Here is an 18877-nt window from a genome sequence, read left to right on the forward strand (position 1 = left end):
TGTGCCTCTTTGGGGTGTGGTGTTGTTTGGAACGTGGCCGGGGCGTGCGGTTTGTGGGGGTTGTGTTTGGCGCACTGTTGGGTCCTGAGGCAACAGGACCTTTTTGCAGCAATGCAGGGGGGCACTTCTGGTGTTTCTTTTGTTCCTGCTTCCGGTACTGCTGGTCACTGTTTTCAGCCCTGTGTGGGTTGTGGTGGGTGGTGGTCTGGTTGATGGGGTTGTTGTTTGAGAACTACATAGTGGACGCGAGCATCTAGAGCACGCACGTGGCTGATCCTTTTGGGGGTTGGTGTGTGTGTTCTTACAGCAATTTCTTATGAATGAACCTGGCCCTTGTGGTCGTGGTTCTCTCGAGTAAGTTTTTGATCTTTGTGTGGTCAAGTTTTTAAGGGCACACGGTGGATGCCTTGGCATTAGGAGCCGAAGAAGGACGTAGGAATCTGCGATAAGCCTGGGGGAGTTGATAACCGAGCGTTGATCCCAGGATGTCCGAATGGGGAAACCCCGCACAACGCTGTCATGGTGATTGTGTGACCCGCATCTGAACACATAGGGTGCGTGGGGGGAACGCGGGGAAGTGAAACATCTCAGTACCCGCAGGAAGAGAAAACAAGAGTGATTCCGTTAGTAGTGGCGAGCGAACGCGGATGAGGCTAAACCGTTCCATGTGTGATAGCCGGCGGGCGTTGCATGGGCGGGGTTGTGGGACTTTCCGTTTTGGTTCTGCCGGACCAATGGGGTGAGAGCATGAGCATAGGTGAACGGTCTTGAAAGGCCGGCCAGAGAGGGTGTGAGCCCCGTAACCGTAATGTTGTGTGCCGCCTGGAGAGGATCCCAAGTAGCACGGGGCCCGAGAAATCCCGTGCGAATCTGTCAGGACCACCTGATAAGCCTAAATACTTCCTAATGACCGATAGCGGACCAGTACCGTGAGGGAAAGGTGAAAAGTACCCCGGGAGGGGAGTGAAACAGTACCTGAAACCGTGTGCTTACAATCCGTCGGAGCCAGTCTGATTCTGGTGACGGCGTGCCTTTTGAAGAATGAGCCTGCGAGTTAGTGTTACGTCGCGAGGTTAACCCGTGTGGGGTAGCCGTAGCGAAAGCGAGTCTGAATAGGGCGAGTGTAGTGGCGTGATCTAGACCCGAAGCGGAGTGATCTACCCATGGCCAGGTTGAAGCGACGGTAAGACGTCGTGGAGGACCGAACCCACTTCAGTTGAAAATGGAGGGGATGAGCTGTGGGTAGGGGTGAAAGGCCAATCAAACTCCGTGATAGCTGGTTCTCCCCGAAATGCATTTAGGTGCAGCGTTGCGTGTTTCTTGCCGGAGGTAGAGCTACTGGATGGCCGATGGGCCCTACAAGGTTACTGACGTCAGCCAAACTCCGAATGCCGGTAAGTGAGAGCGCAGCAGTGAGACTGTGGGGGATAAGCTTCATAGTCGAGAGGGAAACAGCCCAGACCACCAACTAAGGCCCCTAAGCGTGTGCTAAGTGGGAAAGGATGTGGAGTTGCGAAGACAACCAGGAGGTTGGCTTAGAAGCAGCCATCCTTGAAAGAGTGCGTAATAGCTCACTGGTCAAGTGATTCCGCGCCGACAATGTAGCGGGGCTCAAGTACACCGCCGAAGTTGTGGATTTCACACATTGCCCTAGCCTTCGTGGTTCAGGGGTGTGGAGTGGTAGGGGAGCGTCGTGTGGGCAGTGAAGTCGCGGTGGAAACCAGCGGTGGAGCCTACACGAGTGAGAATGCAGGCATGAGTAGCGAAAGACGGGTGAGAAACCCGTCCGCCGAATGATCAAGGGTTCCAGGGTCAAGCTAATCTGCCCTGGGTAAGTCGGGACCTAAGGCGAGGCCGACAGGCGTAGTCGATGGACAACGGGTTGATATTCCCGTACCGGCGAAAAACCGCCCATGCCAAGCGGGGGATACTAACCGCCCGGAGCCTGCCCGCTCACCCTTGTGGTGTTGTGGGTTTTGGCCGAGCGCGGGACCTGATCCCGGGAGGTAAGCGTATTAACAGGTGTGACGCAGGAAGGTAGCCGGGCCGGGCGATGGTTGCCCCGGTCTAAGGATGTAGGGTCAGGGATAGGCAAATCCGTTCCTGTGTGTTTCGAGCACAATCCTGAGATCTGATGGGACTCCCGTTTGGGGGGATCCGGTGATCCTATGCTGCCAAGAAAAGCATCGACGCGAGGTTTTAGCCGCCCGTACCCCAAACCGACACAGGTGATCAGGTAGAGAATACCAAGGCGATCGAGAGAATTATGGTTAAGGAACTCGGCAAAATGCCCCCGTAACTTCGGGAGAAGGGGGGCCTGCCCCGTGATGGAGACTTGCTCTCCGTGAGCGGGTGTGGGCCGCAGAGACCAGGGGGAAGCGACTGTTTACTAAAAACACAGGTCCGTGCGAAGTCGCAAGACGATGTATACGGACTGACTCCTGCCCGGTGCTGGAAGGTTAAGAGGACCGGTTAGCCACTTGTGGCGAAGCTGAGAATTTAAGCCCCAGTAAACGGCGGTGGTAACTATAACCATCCTAAGGTAGCGAAATTCCTTGTCGGGTAAGTTCCGACCTGCACGAATGGAGTAACGACTTCCCCGCTGTCTCAACCATAAACTCGGCGAAATTGCAGTACGAGTAAAGATGCTCGTTACGCGCAGCAGGACGGAAAGACCCCGAGACCTTTACTATAGTTTGGTATTGGTGTTCGGAGTGGCTTGTGTAGGATAGGTGGGAGACGTTGAAACCCGGACGCCAGTTCGGGTGGAGTCATCGTTGAAATACCACTCTGGTCACTTTGGACATCTAACTTCGGCCCGTGATCCGGGTCAGGGACAGTGCCTGATGGGTAGTTTAACTGGGGCGGTTGCCTCCTAAAAAGTAACGGAGGCGCCCAAAGGTTCCCTCAGCCTGGTTGGCAATCAGGTGTCGAGTGTAAGTGCACAAGGGAGCTTGACTGTGAGAGAGACATCTCAAGCAGGGACGAAAGTCGGGACTAGTGATCCGGCGGTACATTGTGGAATGGCCGTCGCTCAACGGATAAAAGGTACCTCGGGGATAACAGGCTGATCTTGCCCAAGAGTCCATATCGACGGCATGGTTTGGCACCTCGATGTCGGCTCGTCGCATCCTGGGGCTGGAGTAGGTCCCAAGGGTTGGGCTGTTCGCCCATTAAAGCGGTACGCGAGCTGGGTTTAGAACGTCGTGAGACAGTTCGGTCCCTATCCGCTGCGCGCGCAGGAAATTTGAGAAGGGCTGTCCTTAGTACGAGAGGACCGGGACGGACGAACCTCTGGTGTGTCAGTTGTACTGCCAAGTGCATCGCTGATTAGCTACGTTCGGATGGGATAACCGCTGAAAGCATCTAAGCGGGAAGCTCGCTTCAAGATGAGATTTCCATACACATTTATGTGTGAGAGGCCCCCAGCCAGACCACTGGGTTGATAGGCCGGATGTGGAAGCGAGGACTAAAGACTCGTGAAGCTGACCGGTACTAATAGGCCAACAACTTACACCACACAACACACTGCACGCGTCCACTATGTGGTTCCCGAACAACAACCCGCTTGTTCCAGGAACAAAAACACAACAAAATAACAACACCACAGTTGTAACCACACTTCCCACCCACCCCACCACCGGGGCGCGGACGGGTAACAAAGTTACGGCGGTCATAGCGTGGGGGAAACGCCCGGTCCCATTCCGAACCCGGAAGCTAAGACCCACAGCGCCGATGGTACTGCACCCGGGAGGGTGTGGGAGAGTAGGACACCGCCGGACAACCATTAAGAAGAGCCCCGACCACGACGGTCGGGGCTCTTCACATTTAACCACCCTTGTTTAACCCACCTGTGTGCCTTTTGCCACCGGTAGAGTTGGTGGTCATGGAAAACCTCTTCAGCCACCCCGCATCGGAACCCGAGCCGTCCCGGCAGGACGGTGATGCTTTGGAGCCTCTCATCATCACCGTCGTGGTTCCCACGAACGTCCCGCATGCATTCCAGGGATTCACCGATCATCCCCACCTGTGGTGGCCCCTGGAGAAGGAGAGTGTCTTCGGCGCAGGATCGCACGTTGAGTTCGAGGAAAACCTGATCCTGGAGACCGCAGAGGATGGCCGTACGTCGGTGTGGGGGACCATCGACGATTGGCAGCCTCCGCTGTCCTTCCACGCCAGCTGGTATCCGGCCAGCACACCTCTGTGGTCCACTGAGATCCGGGTTGCCTTCCGGGCTGTGGATGATGGCACCGAAGTCCGGCTGGTCCATGACGGTTGGGAAGGCGCCGAAGATCCTGCTGCTTCTCGTGCATCCTACGCCGAAGGCTGGCCAGGCGTCCTTGAACGCTATGTGAGATTCATGGGCGGAGCCGTTGCCTAGGATCCGCAGACTCCACGCCAATGATTGGCGGTTGCTGAAGGCAGTCCGCCTCGAGATGCTCTCGGATACACCCATGGCCTACATCGAGAGCCTGGATGCTGCCCGCCGGCAGACTGATACGCAGTGGCAGGAACGTGCGGCGGCCATGTCCGGGGATGCCAGTATCACTTTGGTGGCTGACGCCGGTGTGGAGGGCAGCAAAATTTGTGCACTGATGCGAGTAGTGGTCAAACACCCGCAGGAGCCACAGAAGCCCCTGCAGGCGATGCTCATCAGCGTCTATGTCGCCCCGGAGCACCGTGGATTGGGTTTGGCTGACGAACTGCTCCACGAATCGTGCAAAGCCGCAGCGCAGGAGCTGGCGGCGGAACTCCTGGAGCTCGGGGTCCATGAGGATAACACCCGGGCGTTGGCCTTCTATAGGCGGCACGGCTTCGAAACCACCGGTGCAAGCAGGCCGTATCCGCAGGACACGTCCAAGCTGGAGCTTGTGATGGTTCGCTGCCTGACATAGAAGCCAGGGCTAGGAAGAGGCCTCCTTCGGCACGGCCGTGCTTGTCCGCACCACGAGCCTCGTGGGGTGTTCCGCGTCGGCTGGTTCCAGGACCAGGCCATTGCTGATCGCGCCCAGGAGGGTGCGCACGGCCAAGGCTCCCTGGCCCTTGGCGTCCTGGTCGATGGTGGTCAGGCCCAGGACGTTGCCCAGGTCATGTCCGTCGATGCCCACCACTGACAGGTCATCCGGGATGCGCAGCCCGAAGTCCCGGGCGGCCAGAATGGTGCCGATGGCCATTTCGTCGGATGCTGCGAACACCGCGGTGGGACGTTCGGGCGCGCTTGCCAGCAGTTGCCGGGCTGCCTTGTAGGCGCCTTCAACGGTGAAGTCCGCAGAAACGATCCATTCGGGCCTGACTGGACAGCCGGCGTCGTTCATGGCTTTTTCGAAGCCGCCGCGACGGGTTCCAGGAAGATGGAAGTCCTGGTCGTAGGCCTCATGACCGGTGACGTGCGCGATTTTGGTATGACCCAAGCCAAGGAGGTGGTTGGTGGCCTTCATGGCGATTCCGGTGTCGTCGATCCTGATGGTGGAGGCTCCCGGCAGGGGGCCACCAATACCCACAATCGGCCTGTTCATTGCATGGAGCTGCTGAATTTCGGCTTCGCTGAGTTCCAGGGAGACTGCGATGACTGCGTCCACGCGTTTGCGCAGCAGGAAGTCGTTGAAGACACTGTGCCGATGCGCGGGGTTTTCGCCGATGTTGTACAGCGTGAGGTCGTAGCCGGCCTGGAGCAGGGCGGCGGAGGCGCCCTCGATTACCGCTGAGAAGAACCAGCGGTGCACCGAGGGGACAACCAAGCCGACGTTGTGCGTGCGACCGGAGGCCAGGCTTGAGGCGTGATAGGACAACACAAAACCGAGCTCAGCAGCTGCGGAGCGTGCCCGTTCGCGGCTGCTCGGGGATACGTTGCCCTTACCGCTCAGCGCGCGTGAAACAGTGGCAACGGACAGCCCTGCGCGCTCGGCTACGTCCTTGATGCCGGTCATGCCGCTCCTCATGCAAAAATCAGCTGACTGTCAGCCAGATTGTCTCCCCAGAGCCTAGTTGATCAGCGTCTGGTTGATCAGCGCCGGTTCCCGCCGCGGAGCTGCGCAGAACCGTCTGGCCTGCCGGGAGCGGCATCGGGTCAGTCCCGACGTTCATGATCACCAAGGTAGTGCCGTTGAGGTAGGCCAGCGAAGACCATGTGCAATAGTCCTCCACCCAGGCGAGGGATCCCTGGCCGAGACGGTGCGCGGCACGCTGGGCGAGCATCTCCCTGTAGAGGTTTAGGTGCGACGCCGGATCGGACTCCTGCTTGTCCCTGGCCAAGGCCGGCCAGGACTCGGGTTGCGGCAGCCACGGATCCAGGCCGCCGCCGAAACCGGCGTGCGGCTCGGCGGACCTCCAGGGGAGCGGTACCCGGCAGCCGTCGCGGCCGATGCGCGCACCCCCGGTACGGGCGAAGGTAGGATCCTGGCGCATGGTGCCGGGAATGCTGGTGGAGTCGGGGAGGCCCAGTTCCTCGCCCTGGTAAAGGTAGGCGCCACCGGGCAGGCCGAGCATGAACATGGTGGCCGCGGCAGCCCGGCGTCGTCCGAGTTCTTCGTTGGGCTGGGCGTCGTCAGGGCCGATGCCGTCACCGTCGCGGGGACCGGGGCCGTCGTACCCGAAGCGTGTGACATGCCGGACTACATCGTGGTTGGACAGCACCCACGTGCTGGGGGCGCCTACTGCGTCCAGGGAGACCAAGGAATCGGTGATGATGTGGCGCAGCCGGTTGATGTCCAGGCCGGCATGCAGGTACGGGAAGTTGAAGGCCTGGTGCATCTCGTCAGGGCGGACCCACTGTGCCAGCCGGGGGAGCGGATCCACGTTCGCTTCGGCGCAGAGGATGCGGTCCGGGCCGTAGTCTTCCAGGATGGAACGCCAGCGGCGGTAGATGTCGTGCAGGGCCGGCTGGCCAAACATGGGTGCGTCGTGGCCCGGGAATCCGTCGGAGCTGTTGCCGTCGGCGCGGCCGCCCCAGTTGGGGAGGCCGGCGGCTTTGACGAGTGCGTGTGCCACGTCCACGCGGAAGCCGGAAATGCCGCGGTCAAGCCAGAAGCGGAGGACGCGTTCGAACTCGGCGTGGACGGCAGGGTTGTCCCAGTTGAAATCAGGCTGTGATGAGTCGAACAGGTGCAGGAACCATTGTCCGGGCTGTCCGTTCGGCTCGGTGATGCGCGTCCATGCCGGGCCGCCGAAGTGGGACTGCCAGTTGTTGGGAGGTTCGTTGCCGTCGGGTCCTTGTCCGTCCCGGAAGATGAACATGTCGCGCTCGGGGCTGTTGGCGCCAGCAGTGAGTGCCGCTTGGAAGGCGACGTGCTGGTCTGAACAGTGGTTGGGAACGAGGTCCGCGATCACGCGGAGGTTGAGTCGGTTGGCTTCTGCTATGAGGGCATCGAAGTCGGCCAAGGTGCCGAACAGAGGATCGACATCGCAGTAGTCGCTGACGTCGTATCCCGCGTCCCGCTGGGGTGAGCGGTAGAACGGAGACAACCACACGGCGTCGACGCCCAGGTTCGCAAGCTGCGCGAGTTCCGCCGTGATACCAGCCAGGTCACCTACGCCGTCACCGTTCAGATCGCGGAAGGACCGCGGGTAGATCTGGTAGATCACGGCGGAACGCCACCACCCGTGCGCCGTTGAGGCGTCATGAATAGGCGTGAGCTGAGTGAATGCTACAGGGGGCTGGTGGGCCTCAACCGGGAGCAGGGAATCGACGGACATGGTCACATCGTAAAAGACATTTCGGGGAATTGGAAACGCTTCCAATAGGAAGTGTCCTGTCTTTTAGGGGGCTAGATCACATTGGTATTTCACGGCATCCCGTTCGGTGCAGAGCGTTTGGAAGCGCTTGCAGGAGGGTAGTTCCTGCCGGGTCCCGGGCCCCGCCAACGATGAGCCATGCCGCTCTGGCTAGACTGTGAGCACTGAAAATGCTGCGAAGACTGCCGATTTGGCGTGTCCGCGGCGCTCATGTGGAGGTATTACCTTGTCGGACGAAACGGCCATGGCCGGTACATCAGAGGAACGTATCAAGGACCGCACTGCTGGTCACCCGGAAGAGCTCCGGCAGACAGCCGCGCAACGAGCGTTCCTGCAGGAGCTGGCGGCCGGTCTCCGGGCCGACCAAGTAGCCGGGGATGAGGAAACCCTCACCGTCTACTCCATCGACCAAGGGCCAATGCTTGAGCGGCACTTACCGCTGGCCGTCGTCTGGGCCGAATCCGTGGAGGACGTGCAGCACATCGTCCGCAGATGCGCCGCACATGGCGTGCCGATCGTCGCCAGGGGTGCTGGAACCGGCGTCTCCGGCGGGGCCCATGCCACCGAAGGCTGCATCGTCCTGGGACTCGAGCGGATGAACCGGATCCTGGATCTGAACCCCGACGACGAAACCGCCGTCGTCGAACCCGGTGTCATCAACGCGGAGCTGAACGCTGCCGCGGCCGAACACGGCCTGATGTATGCGCCGGACCCGGCAAGCTACAAGATGTCCACCATCGGTGGCAACGTGGCCACCAACGCCGGGGGACTGCGGTGTGCCAAATACGGCGTGACACGCGATTCCGTGTTGGCGCTCGATGTCGTCATGGCGGACGGTTCGTTGATGCACACCGGCCACCAAACGTTCAAAGGCGTGGCGGGCTACGACCTGACTGCCCTGCTGGTGGGCTCGGAAGGAACGCTGGGCATCGTGGTGGGAGTGACGGTTCGGCTGAAATACCTGCCCCGCGAAGTCCACACCATTGCGGCGTTCTACCGGGACTTCCGCAGCGCAGCCGCAGGCGTTCTGGCCGTAGGCAGGGCCCGGGTGCAGCCCGCCATCATGGAACTCCTGGACAACGGAACACTGGTACAGCTGGACGAACTCCACGGCGGCGACCTGCAAAAGCGCGGCAAGTCCCTGCTCCTGATCCAGACCGACGGCTTCGGTGCGGCCGCGGAAGCAGACGTCGTCCGGCAAGTGCTGGCCGATGGCGGCGCTACGGTGACCATGGAAGCCAGCGCTGAGGCCGAGATGCTGGTGGAACTCCGCCGCAACAGCCGCGGCGTCGAAGTGGACGACGAATTCAGGGTGGGTGAGGACATCGCTGTCCCGCGCTCACGGCTGGTCGACTTCGTTGCAGCGCTCGAAGCCATGGCCGCCCGTTTTCAGGTCCGGCTCAAGGTAGTGGCCCACGCCGGCGACGGCAATCTGCACCCCACCTTCTGGATGGACCGCGTGGATCCCGCAACCGATGCTGACGCATTGCAGCGCCTCAATGCTGCCCTGGACGAATCCATTCGCGTGGGCCTGGAGATGGGTGGAACGATCACTGGCGAGCACGGCGTCGGGCAGTACAAGCTGCGTTGGTTGGGCCTGGAGCAGCCCGAGCCGGTGCGGGAGCTGCAGCGGCGGATCAAGGAGTTGTTCGATCCGCGGGGAATTCTGAATCCGGGGAAAGCCATCTAGCGCTGCCTTAGGGCGTCCCGCAGGGGACGATGCCAACCACTGGACCCTTCGCTGGTATTCCAAAGGGCATCATTTCCTTCGATTGTCACATCCAGCCTGCTTGTTTATCCGCATTTACTTTCCCTCATCTTCCTCATAGTCTTACTTGGTATACCAAAGATGCTATGAGGGGAATGACGTGCGCAAGAATCGGCAGGCTGGAGCGGGACTGGGTCCGAGGCTGATGACGGGTTTGGCCCTGCTGGCGCTCGTCATGGTGTCGGTCAACCTTCGGCCGGCCATTACTACCGTTGCCGGGGTGATGAACCAGGTGCCCGGAGTGTTCGGCCTGGACCCCGCGCTGCTTCCGTTGTTGGGGACGTTGCCTGTGTTGGCTTTCGGTATCTCGGGGCCGATGGGGCCATGGTTGGCCCGCCGGCTCGGGACCGGGCGTGCCGTTGCCGTGGCCCTGTTGGTCCTGGCCGCGGCGCTGGTTGTCCGGGCTACTGTTCCGGCACTCCTGTTACCCGGAACGTTCCTCGCCGGCAGCGCGATCATGACTGCGAGCGTACTGGTTCCCCAGATCGTCAAGGCAAACCGCGGCAGCGGGTGGTGGACGGGCCTTTGCACCATGGGCTTCGGGCTCGGAGCTGCGCTCGGTGCCGGACTGGTCCAGCCACTGGAGCAGGCCTTCGGCGGCAACTTGCACTCAGCGCTTGCCGTGTGGGCGGTCCCCGCCCTGGTGGCGGCGTTCCTCATCCAGCGGTCCGGAGGGCGCCCGACGGCGGCACCCACCTCGGCGGGCACAGCAACCATAGGTGCTGGTCCCGCCACGCCGCTCAGGAAGCAGGGGACGGCATGGGCGGTCACGGCCTTCTTCGGCCTCCAGGCCATGCTGTACTTCGCCATCACGTCCTGGCTGGCTGTCTATCTGGTATCCCGGGGCCTGTCGCCAGCCGACGCCGCGTCCTTGCTGGCATGGTTCAGCCTTGCCGGGCTCCCAGCGAGTTTGCTGGCCCCCGTGGTGGCTGGCCGTCCCGCCGTCCTGCGGATCATGGCGCCCGGGCTTGGAATGACGGTTGCTCTCGCGCTGTTGGGTGTCCTCTCGGCACCGGCTGAGCTGCAGTTCCTCGCCGTCGGGATCCTTGGAGTTGTCCAGAGCGCAGGGTTCGGACTGGCCATGGCGCTGGTAGTGATCCGATCCGCAGGGCCGCCATCAGCCGGGAGGCTCTCGGCCATGAGCCAGGGCCTTGGATTCGCGTTGGCATCGCTCGGTCCGCTGCTCGCAGGGTTGCTGCACACCATGACCGGCGGCTGGGAAGTGACGTTCTGGGCGCTCGCTGCCGAAGCCGTGGTGTTGGCCGGTGCCGGATTCTTTGCTGTCCGCGGACCGCTTGTGAACGTGGAAGGGGCTGAAGTATCCCGGCAGGACGCGGCGAAACCCTCGCCTGTTCGGTGATCCTGCCCCGGCGCGCCGGGAGAAACGAACAGAGTCGGGCCTGGCTGTGCCAGCCGCCGGCAGGCCTGTTGAGTGGCAAGCCGTCGGCGTATCCTCGGCGATATGACCAACTCACCATCAGGGGCCAATCAGCCAAGCACACCCGCCACCGAGATCCTTGAGACCAACGAGTGTTGGGAGCTCCTTAGGGGTGTCTCAGTGGGCAGGCTTGCCGTGGTGGTGGATGACCACCCAGACATCTTCCCCGTGAACTACAAAGTGGACCACGGAACCATGGTGTTCCGGACAGGCGAAGGCACCAAGCTCCATGCGGCACTCGGCGATGCTCCGGTTGCCATCGAGGCCGATGGCGTCAACGCAGAAACAGGCGTGGCGTGGAGCGTGGTGGTCAAAGGGCAGGCCTCTGCCGTTAAGTTGACCCAGGACGTGCTGGATACCATCGGACTCCTGCTCTTTCCATGGGAGGCGGGCCAGAAGGACCAATTCATTCGGATCAATCCGGGCAGCGTGACGGGCCGCCGCTTCGCAGTCACCCCTGCGGTGACGTGGTGGACACCGCTGGATGACGCACCCACGGCACGGGGCGAGTGACCCTTAACGCCAAAACCCGCCCTCGAAACGAGGGCGGGTTTCCTGCGCCAGCTAGACGAGTTCCAACTGGTCAGCCACCACCCGGCCGGCGTGGATCACGGTGCGGTCCTTGCCACGGTCCATCACTGTGGAGGCCACTGTTTCACCGTCCACCAGGAGCAGTTCAGCAGGATCTCCAACCTCGACGCCGGGACGGTGGGCCGTGTCCTTGAGCCGGGTCGCGTTGGGGTCAAGGATGCTCGCGCCACCGATCGTGGCGATGGCCAGGGAGTGCTCGATCAACTCGTCCTTGCGGAAACCATGGGTGAAGGCGAGTTGCCACGTCCGGTCCAGCATGTCGGTGTTGCCGTACGGAGACCAGTAGTCGCGCTGGCCGTCCTCGCCCAGGCCAAGCCGGACTCCGGCCTCCGTGAGCAGCGGGATGGGCAACTGGCCAGCAGCGGAGGGAGCAACCGAAGCCAGGGAGACATCCAGCTCCGCGAAGGCATCAATCAGCCTGCGGGTAGTCGCTTCGTTGACGCTGCCCAATTGGTAGGCGTGGGACATGGTTACTTTGCCCTGCATGCCCAGGGCGCGGGTGCGTTCCAGTACCAGGTCCGTGCTGAAGACTCCCAGTTCACCGGGTTCGTGGAGGTGGATATCGATAGGGACCTGGTATTTCTCGGCCAGGCCGAACACGATGTCCAGGTGTTTCGCCGGGTCCCTGTCCAAGGTGCAGGGATCAATGCCACCCATGACGTTGGCACCGGCCTTCAGCGCCTCTTCCATCAGCTCAACAGTGCCCTCCTCCAGCAACAAACCGGCCTGGGGGAAGGCGATGATATCCACCGAAGCCTGGCCGGCGAACTTCTCCTTGGCGGCAGCAACGGCGTCGAAACGCTCCAGCCTGCAGTCCACATCCACCTGCGCATAGGAACGCACACGGGTGGTGCCCCGCGCGATCATCCGTCCCAACGTGTCGTTCACCCGCTCCTGCAGCGGGACCTCGGCGTTGCGCCAGTTTTGACGGTCGTTCATCATCATGGTCCATACGCCTGGACCACCTGTGTGTTCACGGAAGGGTAAGCCGATGCGGGTGGAATCCAGGTGCACGTGGACGTCCGAGAAGGACGGCAACAGCAGGCGTCCGCGCCCCTCCACGACAGTGACGCCAGCCGGAACGGCGCGGGCCGGATCATGGGGCTCGACGCCGGTGATCTTGCCGCCTGTTTCGCCCGCCACAAGGGAGACGTCGCTGAGCGCTTGCCCCCACGGGCGGACGGCGCGGATCAGGGTGTTCAATGTTTGCTCCTTTTGGTAGTGAATCTATTGCCTGCGTCTATTGCACGCCAGCCAGGACCGATGCCGCCATACCTGCGTGGTGGCAGGCGGGGGCTGCAGGCGCGGCCGGTGTGGGAATCTGGTCGATGCAGCGTTGACGTTGTTCTTCCGGAAGCGTGCCGATCAAGGGGCAACGGGTCCGGAAGACGCAGCCGCTGGGCGGATTGGCCGGAGACGGCAGGTCGCCGCGGAGCCGGATCTTTACCTGTTCGCGGGCCGCCCGGGGATCCGGCAGCGGCACTGCCGAGAGCAGCGCCTTGGTGTAGGGGTGCAGCGGGTTCTGGAAGAGCTCGTCACGGGGCCCCTGTTCCACGATCTTGCCCAGGTACATCACAGCAACTTCGTGGGAAATGTGCCGGACCACGGAGAGGTCGTGCGCAATGAAGATGTAGGAAACGCCGGTGTCGCGCTGGATCTGCTGCAGCAGGTTCACCACCTGGGCCTGAACGGAGACGTCCAGGGCGGACACTGGTTCGTCGCACACAATCACCGAAGGGTTCAGGGAAATGGCGCGGGCAATACCCACGCGTTGACGTTGGCCGCCGGAGAACTCATGCGGGAAACGGTTGTAGTGCTCCGGCTTCAACCCCACCTGGTCCAGGAGTTCCTTCACCCGGTTCTTGAGCCCACCCGGCGGGTTGATCTTCTGCGCCACCATGGGAGCCGCGATGGCCGTGCCCACGGTTTGGCGGGGATTCAGCGAGGCAAAGGGATCCTGGAAGATCATCTGGACCTTACGCCGGAAGTTGTACAGATCCCTGCCACGCAGCTGGCTGATGTCGACGCCGTCGATCACAATCCGCCCACCCGTCGGGTCCATGAGGCGCGCCACCATGCGTCCGGTGGTCGACTTACCGCATCCGGACTCGCCCACGAGCCCCAATGTCTGGCCTCGGGCAAGACTGAACGACACGCCGTCGACCGCTTTGACCGATCTCTTGGCGGCCCCCGGAAGGAGGCCGCCCTTCAGCGGGAAATGCTTTTGCAGGTTCTCCACCTGGAGAATTGGCTGATTGTCCATGGCGGGTCCTAACGCGAATTCCGGATGGTGATGATCTGCGGGCCACTCAAATGGCAGCGCTTTCCGTGCCCGTCCTCGACCTTCAGTTCGGGCCGTTGGCTGGCACAGACGCCGTCGCCGGCGAGTTCGGCGTAGTGGCACCGTGCGCTGAAGATGCAGCCCTTGGGCAGGTCAAGGAGCGACGGCGGCTGGCCGGGTATGGGGTTCAGCTGGCTTGAGGAGCTGTTGAGCGTGGGCATCGAGTTGAGCAGGCCGAGGGTGTAGGGGTGCTGGGTGTCGTAGAAGATTTCGTCCACCGGCCCGGACTCGACGCACTGGCCGCCGTACATGACCAGCACGTTGTCGCAGACCTCGGCGACTACACCGAGATCATGCGTGATGAGGATGAGCGCAGAGTTGCTTTCCTCCTGGAGCTCGGACATAAGGTCCAGGATCTGGGCCTGGACCGTGACGTCCAGGGCGGTGGTGGGCTCGTCGGCGATCAGGAGCTCGGGCTCGCAAATCAGCGCCATCGCGATCATGGCACGCTGGCGCATTCCCCCTGAGAAATGGTGCGGGTACTCGTCGTAGCGCTGCTCGGGGCTGGGGATACCCACCCTTCCCAGCATGTCGACGGCGGCCGCCCGGGCCTGCTTCTTGCTCGCCTTGTTGTGGACCAGGTAGGCCTCGGCAATCTGGTGCCCCACGGTGTAGAAGGGGTGCAGGGCGGAGAGCGGATCCTGGAAGATCATGCCGATGTTGCGGCCGCGGAGTTGGCGCATGGCCGACTCGGGCAGCGTGACCAGGTCCTTGCCCTGGAACATCGCCTGGCCGCTGACCTGCGCTGATGTGCCTTTGAGCAGGCCCATGAGTGCCTGGCTGGTGACGGACTTACCGGAGCCGGATTCGCCCACGATGCCCAGGGTCTGGCCACGTTCCAGGGCGAAGTCCATGCCGTTCACTGCGGAGACAACGCCGTCGTCCGTCGGGAATTTCACGGTGAGGTCGCGGACCTCGAGGAAGGGGGCGGTGGCGGTTGAAGCCGGGGCGCCCGCCGCTGCCGCGGTGGTACGTAACTGGGTCATTGGAGCCTCACTCGGGGATCGATGGCGGCATAGGCGAGGTCCACCACAACGTTGGCGACGATGACGAAGAACGCGGCCAGCATGGTGATGGCCATGGTGACAGGGAGGTCGCCGGAGATGGCGGCGTGCACTGCGGTGAATCCCAGGCCGGGGACGGAGAAGATCTGTTCGGTGAGGACCGCGCCGCCCAGAAGGAGGCCGATGTCCATGCCGAGCATCGTGACCACGGGGGTGATGCCCGCCCGTACGCCGTGCTTGAACGTCACAGTCCGTGGTGCCAGGCCCTTGGCGCGGGCTGTCCGGATGAAGTCTTCGCCGAATGTCTCGATCATGTTGGTGCGCGTCACCCGGATGTAGGAAGCACTGAAGAGGACGGCCAGTGCGATCCACGGCAGCAGGTAGTTGGCTACCCATGCTCCCGGTCCTTGCGGGCCAAAGGGGCTGTTGATCTCGTTGGTAGTAAAAGGCAAAAGGTGCAGCTGGTTGACGAACAGGAGCAGCAGGAAGAGGCCCGTGACCGGGATGGGCAGCGAAACACCCACGGAGGCGGCGCCGACAATGAACTTATCGACAGGGGAGCCCTTGCGCAGGGCGGCCATGAGGCCGAGCCCGACGCCGGTGATGGTCCACAGCACCAGCGCGCCGATGGCCATGGAGAACGTGTAAGGGAGTGAGCGGCCGATGATGTCCGCTACGTTCTCATTGGTTTGGAAGGACTTGCCCAGGCACGGCCATTCGCAGAGGGTCTGGGCTCCCGGGGCACCGATCATCCGGGAGGAGAAGAGCCCGCGGATGTAGTCGAAGTACTGGACCAAGAACGGCTGGTCCATGCCCAGGGCCACGCGGGCCTCAGCGACGCGTTCGGGCGTGCATTCCTGTCCGCAGGCGGCCGCGGCTGGATCGGAGGGGCCAAGCTGGAAGAGGGTGAAGGTGATGAAACTGACCGCTGCTAGAAGCAATACCAGCGATCCGGTCCGGCGAAGAATGAAAGTCATCATTGTGGTGGTTGCGGGCCGCCCGCTGATGCAGGCGGCCCGCTTCTCCTTCTGGACTATGCCCGATTAATTTTCGAAGCCCGGTTAGTTCTCGACGCCGACGATCGAGAGGTCGATGCCGCCGAAGAAGTAGCCCACCTGGGCGTTGCGGACGTTGGAACCGACCACGCTGTTGGTGTGGCTGCGGATGAGTGGCACGATCGGGTAGGTCTTCAAGGCTGAGCCGAAGGCCTCGGACCACTTCTTACCAAGTTCCTCCGAGTTGCCGTCCGTATTACGGAGCTCGAACATGGCCTTGGACACTACGGGATCGAAGTAGCGGGAAGTGTTGGAGAAGCCGTAGCTGGTGCCGTCGTTGTTCGGGCCGAGCAGGGGATCTGCGGAGGTGCGGATGGAGGCAGGATCGGCGCCGCCACACCAGCCGGAGCGGCCCATGTCCGGGAGTTGCTCGCTGGCCAGGATGGAGTAGTAGTTCGGTGCGGGGATCGCAACCAACTCAACCTCGATGCCCAAAGCCTTGAGGTTCTGCTGAACCACGGTGCCGGTGTTCTTGAAAGCGTCCCGGTTGTTGGCGTAGCCGTAGGTGAGGGTCTTGGGGTAATCCTTGCCCTCCAGCAGCTTCTTGGCTTCCTCAAGCTTTGGCTTGCCGGTGGGATCCAGTTCCAGTTCGGTCTCCACGTAGCCGCGCATCTTGGAGTTCAGCGGGCTCTGCGTGATCTCACCGAAGCGGCGTCCACCGTACTGCACCAGGATGGATTGGCGATCCAGGGCAAGCGCGATGGCCTTGCGGACGTCCGGATCCGTGATCTTCTGGGTGTTCAGGCTCAGGACGTCATTGCAGCCCAGGAGGCCGGAGGCAACGCGGTCCTTGACCTGGGCGTCGGCCAGCTTGGCGGAATCCGAGGTCTGCAGGGCACCGTTGGAATCGAGCGTGATGGCGTTGGGATCCGAGTCGGCCAGAAGCTGCTGGCTGATGGTGGCCTGGGAGGTGGACAGGGAGAAGCTGAACGTGTCCGGAAGGGCGGAGCGGTTGGGATCCGTGGCGGGATCCCAGTGCGGGTTGCGGACCAGCTTGAGGGATTTGCCGCGGTTGTAGGACTCCACCATGTACGGCCCGGAGGAGACGGGGTGGTTGGTGTAGTCGAGCTTGGTGTCCTTGGCCTTCGGGACCGGCGCCGTGTTGGAGCGCGATGCCAGTGCGGGGAACTCGGCGAACGGCTTCTTCAGGTGGAAGACCACGGTGCGCTCATCGGGCGTTTCGACAGCCTTGAGCACAGCGGAAGGATCCTTGTACGGCCCCTTGTACCCGCCGGCGTCGAGCGCTGCGTTCAACTCCTGCGGCGCCTGGGTGAAGACATCCTGCGCGAAGGTGCGCTCCACGCCGTATTTGATGTCCGCTGAAGTGATGGGCGTTCCGTCCTCGAACTTCACGCCTTCCTTCAGGGTGAAGGTCCAGCTGAGTCCGTCATCGGAGACCTTGCCGGTATCGGTGGCGAGGTCCGGGACGACAGTTGGCGGCTGGCCGGCCGTTTCCTTGGCCATGGTCAAGGTGCGGTAGTACAGCTGACCGACGTTGGCCGTCTGGACATAGTTGCTGTTGCCCGGATCCAGGGTCTGGAAGTCGGAAGACATGAGGACGTTGATGTTTCCGCCCTTGCCGTTGAAGCCGGACTTGACCACGTTGGGGGCCAACTCCGTGACCGAACCGGCGGGCTTGGAACTGCTGGGCTGGCTTTGGCCGGCGCCACAGCCGGTAGCGGCCATGGCGATCAACACCGAGAGTGCCAGTGCTCTTGCAGGGGTTTTCATGATGCTCCTTGTGAGGGGGTGAAAGGCGATGCGGGGATGAGGGTTAGTGGCGCGAAGCTTTGGGGTCCAGGGCATCCCGGACGGCGTCGCCCAGGAGGTTGAAGGCCAGGACGGTGATAATGAGCATGACGCCGGGGACAGCGAGGAACCACGGATCGCTGAGGTACCAGTTGCCGGACTGGGCGGCGTTGAGCATCTGGCCCCACGACGGTGTGGGGTCCTTGACGCCCACGCCCAGGAAGGACAACGCGGCCTCCGCCGAGATGTTGGTGGGGATCAACATGGTGGCGTACACCAGGACGACTCCCATCACGTTGGGGATGATCTGGCGGAAGAGAATGCTCAGGTGTGAGGCGCCAAAGGACCGTGCGGCTTCGACGAACTCGCGCTCGCGGAGGCTCAGCACCTGGCCGCGGACAATGCGGGCGAGGTAGGCCCAGCCGAAGAAGCCCAGGATGATGACCAGAGAGGCCATGGGCAGGAAGCTGCCTTCGCCGAGCGGGGTATCCCGGAGCCGCGACTGCAGGATGGGCGTCAGCGACAGCACGAGCAGGAGGTGCGGAAACGCGAGGAACAGGTCCATGATGCGGCTGATGATGGCGTCGGTCTTCCCGCCGAAGTAGCCGGCCGCCGCGCCCAGCACCGTGCCGAGGACTACGGAAACTGCGGTGGATAACAAAGCGATGGTGAGGGAGACCTGGCCACCGTAGGCGAGCCTCGCGAAGAGGTCGCGGCCCAGGCCCGGCTCGACGCCCAACCAGTGCTGGGCCGAGGGGTACATGTAGCCGGGGAGCGGAAGCCCGGGGGTCTGGAAGTCATCCAGCACTTCCGGGCTGGTGTTGGAAGTAAAGGGGTCGTTGCCCGACATGGCACTCAATACGGGAGCCAGGATGGCGAACAACACGATCGCCACCACCACGCACAGGCTGAGGAGCGCGATCTTGCTGCGCCGGATCCTCATCCACGCGGTGGCGAGCAGTGAGCGCGCCTCGGCAGGAGCGGCGGCTTTACCTTCCGGCGACGTTGCCGGAGGCGGCGGGCTGCCGGTGTTCGGTTCGATGGACTGTAACTGGGTCAACGGTTCTGCTCGATTCATGATCCGAGGAGCTGGCTCCGGAGTTCTTGTATACCAAAATAGACTAGAGCACGATCCATGCGATGTAAATCACAAATAATGTAGTGTTTGGAATACCAGAGAGTAGTCACCGCAATGTCCGC

At 62.3% G+C, this 18877-nt stretch carries 13 protein-coding genes and 2 rRNA genes; 7 read left to right on the top strand and 8 right to left on the bottom strand.

Translation table 11 applies throughout. The features are described 5' to 3' along the window. Positions 1 to 375 precede the first annotated feature (375 nt). The 4 genes from J3D46_RS09225 (at position 376) to J3D46_RS09240 (ending at position 4895) form a co-directional block, all read left to right on the top strand. Positions 376 to 3520, top strand: a 23S ribosomal RNA gene (locus J3D46_RS09225). A gap of 145 nt (positions 3521 to 3665) precedes the next feature. Further along, positions 3666 to 3782: ribosomal RNA gene (gene rrf, locus J3D46_RS09230) — 5S ribosomal RNA — on the top strand. Between the two features lie 104 nt (positions 3783 to 3886). Continuing rightward, complete coding sequence (locus J3D46_RS09235; protein ID WP_231343238.1) at positions 3887 to 4381, top strand: SRPBCC domain-containing protein; 495 nt, start codon at positions 3887 to 3889, stop codon at positions 4379 to 4381. A 31-nt stretch (positions 4382 to 4412) separates the two neighbouring features. Then, on the top strand, positions 4413 to 4895 hold the full coding sequence (locus J3D46_RS09240) for an N-acetyltransferase (RefSeq protein ID WP_231343236.1): 483 nt from the start codon (positions 4413 to 4415) through the stop codon (positions 4893 to 4895). Between the two features lie 9 nt (positions 4896 to 4904). On the opposite strand, the gene J3D46_RS09245 is transcribed toward J3D46_RS09240, so the two are convergent. Both J3D46_RS09245 and J3D46_RS09250 read right to left on the bottom strand, forming a co-directional pair. After that, a complete protein-coding gene (locus J3D46_RS09245) occupies positions 4905 to 5927 on the bottom strand; it encodes a LacI family DNA-binding transcriptional regulator (protein WP_253466600.1) in 1023 nt (340 codons plus the stop codon). Positions 5928 to 5946: 19 nt separating this feature from the next. Beyond that, on the bottom strand, positions 5947 to 7692 hold the full coding sequence (locus J3D46_RS09250) for a glycoside hydrolase family 13 protein (protein ID WP_253466602.1): 1746 nt from the start codon (positions 7690 to 7692) through the stop codon (positions 5947 to 5949). A gap of 283 nt (positions 7693 to 7975) precedes the next feature. Between J3D46_RS09250 and J3D46_RS09255 the strand changes: the two genes are divergently transcribed. From J3D46_RS09255 to J3D46_RS09265, 3 genes are all read left to right on the top strand, one after another. Beyond that, complete coding sequence (locus J3D46_RS09255; RefSeq protein ID WP_253469191.1) at positions 7976 to 9421, top strand: FAD-binding oxidoreductase; 1446 nt, start codon at positions 7976 to 7978, stop codon at positions 9419 to 9421. A 178-nt stretch (positions 9422 to 9599) separates the two neighbouring features. Beyond that, complete coding sequence (locus J3D46_RS09260) at positions 9600 to 10859, top strand: MFS transporter (protein WP_253466604.1); 1260 nt, start codon at positions 9600 to 9602, stop codon at positions 10857 to 10859. 102 nt (positions 10860 to 10961) lie between these two features. Beyond that, the gene (locus tag J3D46_RS09265) at positions 10962 to 11450 is read left to right on the top strand and encodes a pyridoxamine 5'-phosphate oxidase family protein (protein WP_253466606.1); all 489 of its coding nucleotides are present in this window, start codon (positions 10962 to 10964) and stop codon (positions 11448 to 11450) included. Positions 11451 to 11501: 51 nt separating this feature from the next. Here the strand turns inward: J3D46_RS09265 and J3D46_RS09270 are convergent, their stop codons facing one another. From J3D46_RS09270 to J3D46_RS09295, 6 genes are all read right to left on the bottom strand, one after another. Continuing rightward, on the bottom strand, positions 11502 to 12731 hold the full coding sequence (locus J3D46_RS09270) for an amidohydrolase family protein (protein ID WP_231343228.1): 1230 nt from the start codon (positions 12729 to 12731) through the stop codon (positions 11502 to 11504). A gap of 37 nt (positions 12732 to 12768) precedes the next feature. Then, entirely contained in the window at positions 12769 to 13791 is a 1023-nt protein-coding gene (locus J3D46_RS09275; RefSeq protein WP_253466608.1) for an ABC transporter ATP-binding protein, read from the bottom strand. An 8-nt stretch (positions 13792 to 13799) separates the two neighbouring features. Then, positions 13800 to 14855, bottom strand: a complete 1056-nt coding sequence (locus J3D46_RS09280; RefSeq protein ID WP_253466610.1) for an ABC transporter ATP-binding protein — start codon at positions 14853 to 14855, stop codon at positions 13800 to 13802. Then, the gene (locus J3D46_RS09285; protein WP_159708702.1) at positions 14852 to 15853 is read right to left on the bottom strand and encodes an ABC transporter permease; all 1002 of its coding nucleotides are present in this window, start codon (positions 15851 to 15853) and stop codon (positions 14852 to 14854) included. The genes J3D46_RS09280 and J3D46_RS09285 overlap by 4 nt, the downstream gene beginning before the upstream one ends. 81 nt (positions 15854 to 15934) lie before the next feature. After that, positions 15935 to 17659, bottom strand: coding sequence for an ABC transporter substrate-binding protein (locus tag J3D46_RS09290; RefSeq protein WP_253466615.1), 1725 nt, complete (start codon positions 17657 to 17659; stop codon positions 15935 to 15937). Between the two features lie 43 nt (positions 17660 to 17702). Then, on the bottom strand, positions 17703 to 18755 hold the full coding sequence (locus tag J3D46_RS09295) for an ABC transporter permease (RefSeq protein WP_253466619.1): 1053 nt from the start codon (positions 18753 to 18755) through the stop codon (positions 17703 to 17705). Positions 18756 to 18877 lie beyond the last annotated feature (122 nt).

The organism is Paenarthrobacter sp. A20 (assembly GCF_024168825.1).
In the GTDB taxonomy this organism is placed as follows: domain Bacteria; phylum Actinomycetota; class Actinomycetes; order Actinomycetales; family Micrococcaceae; genus Arthrobacter.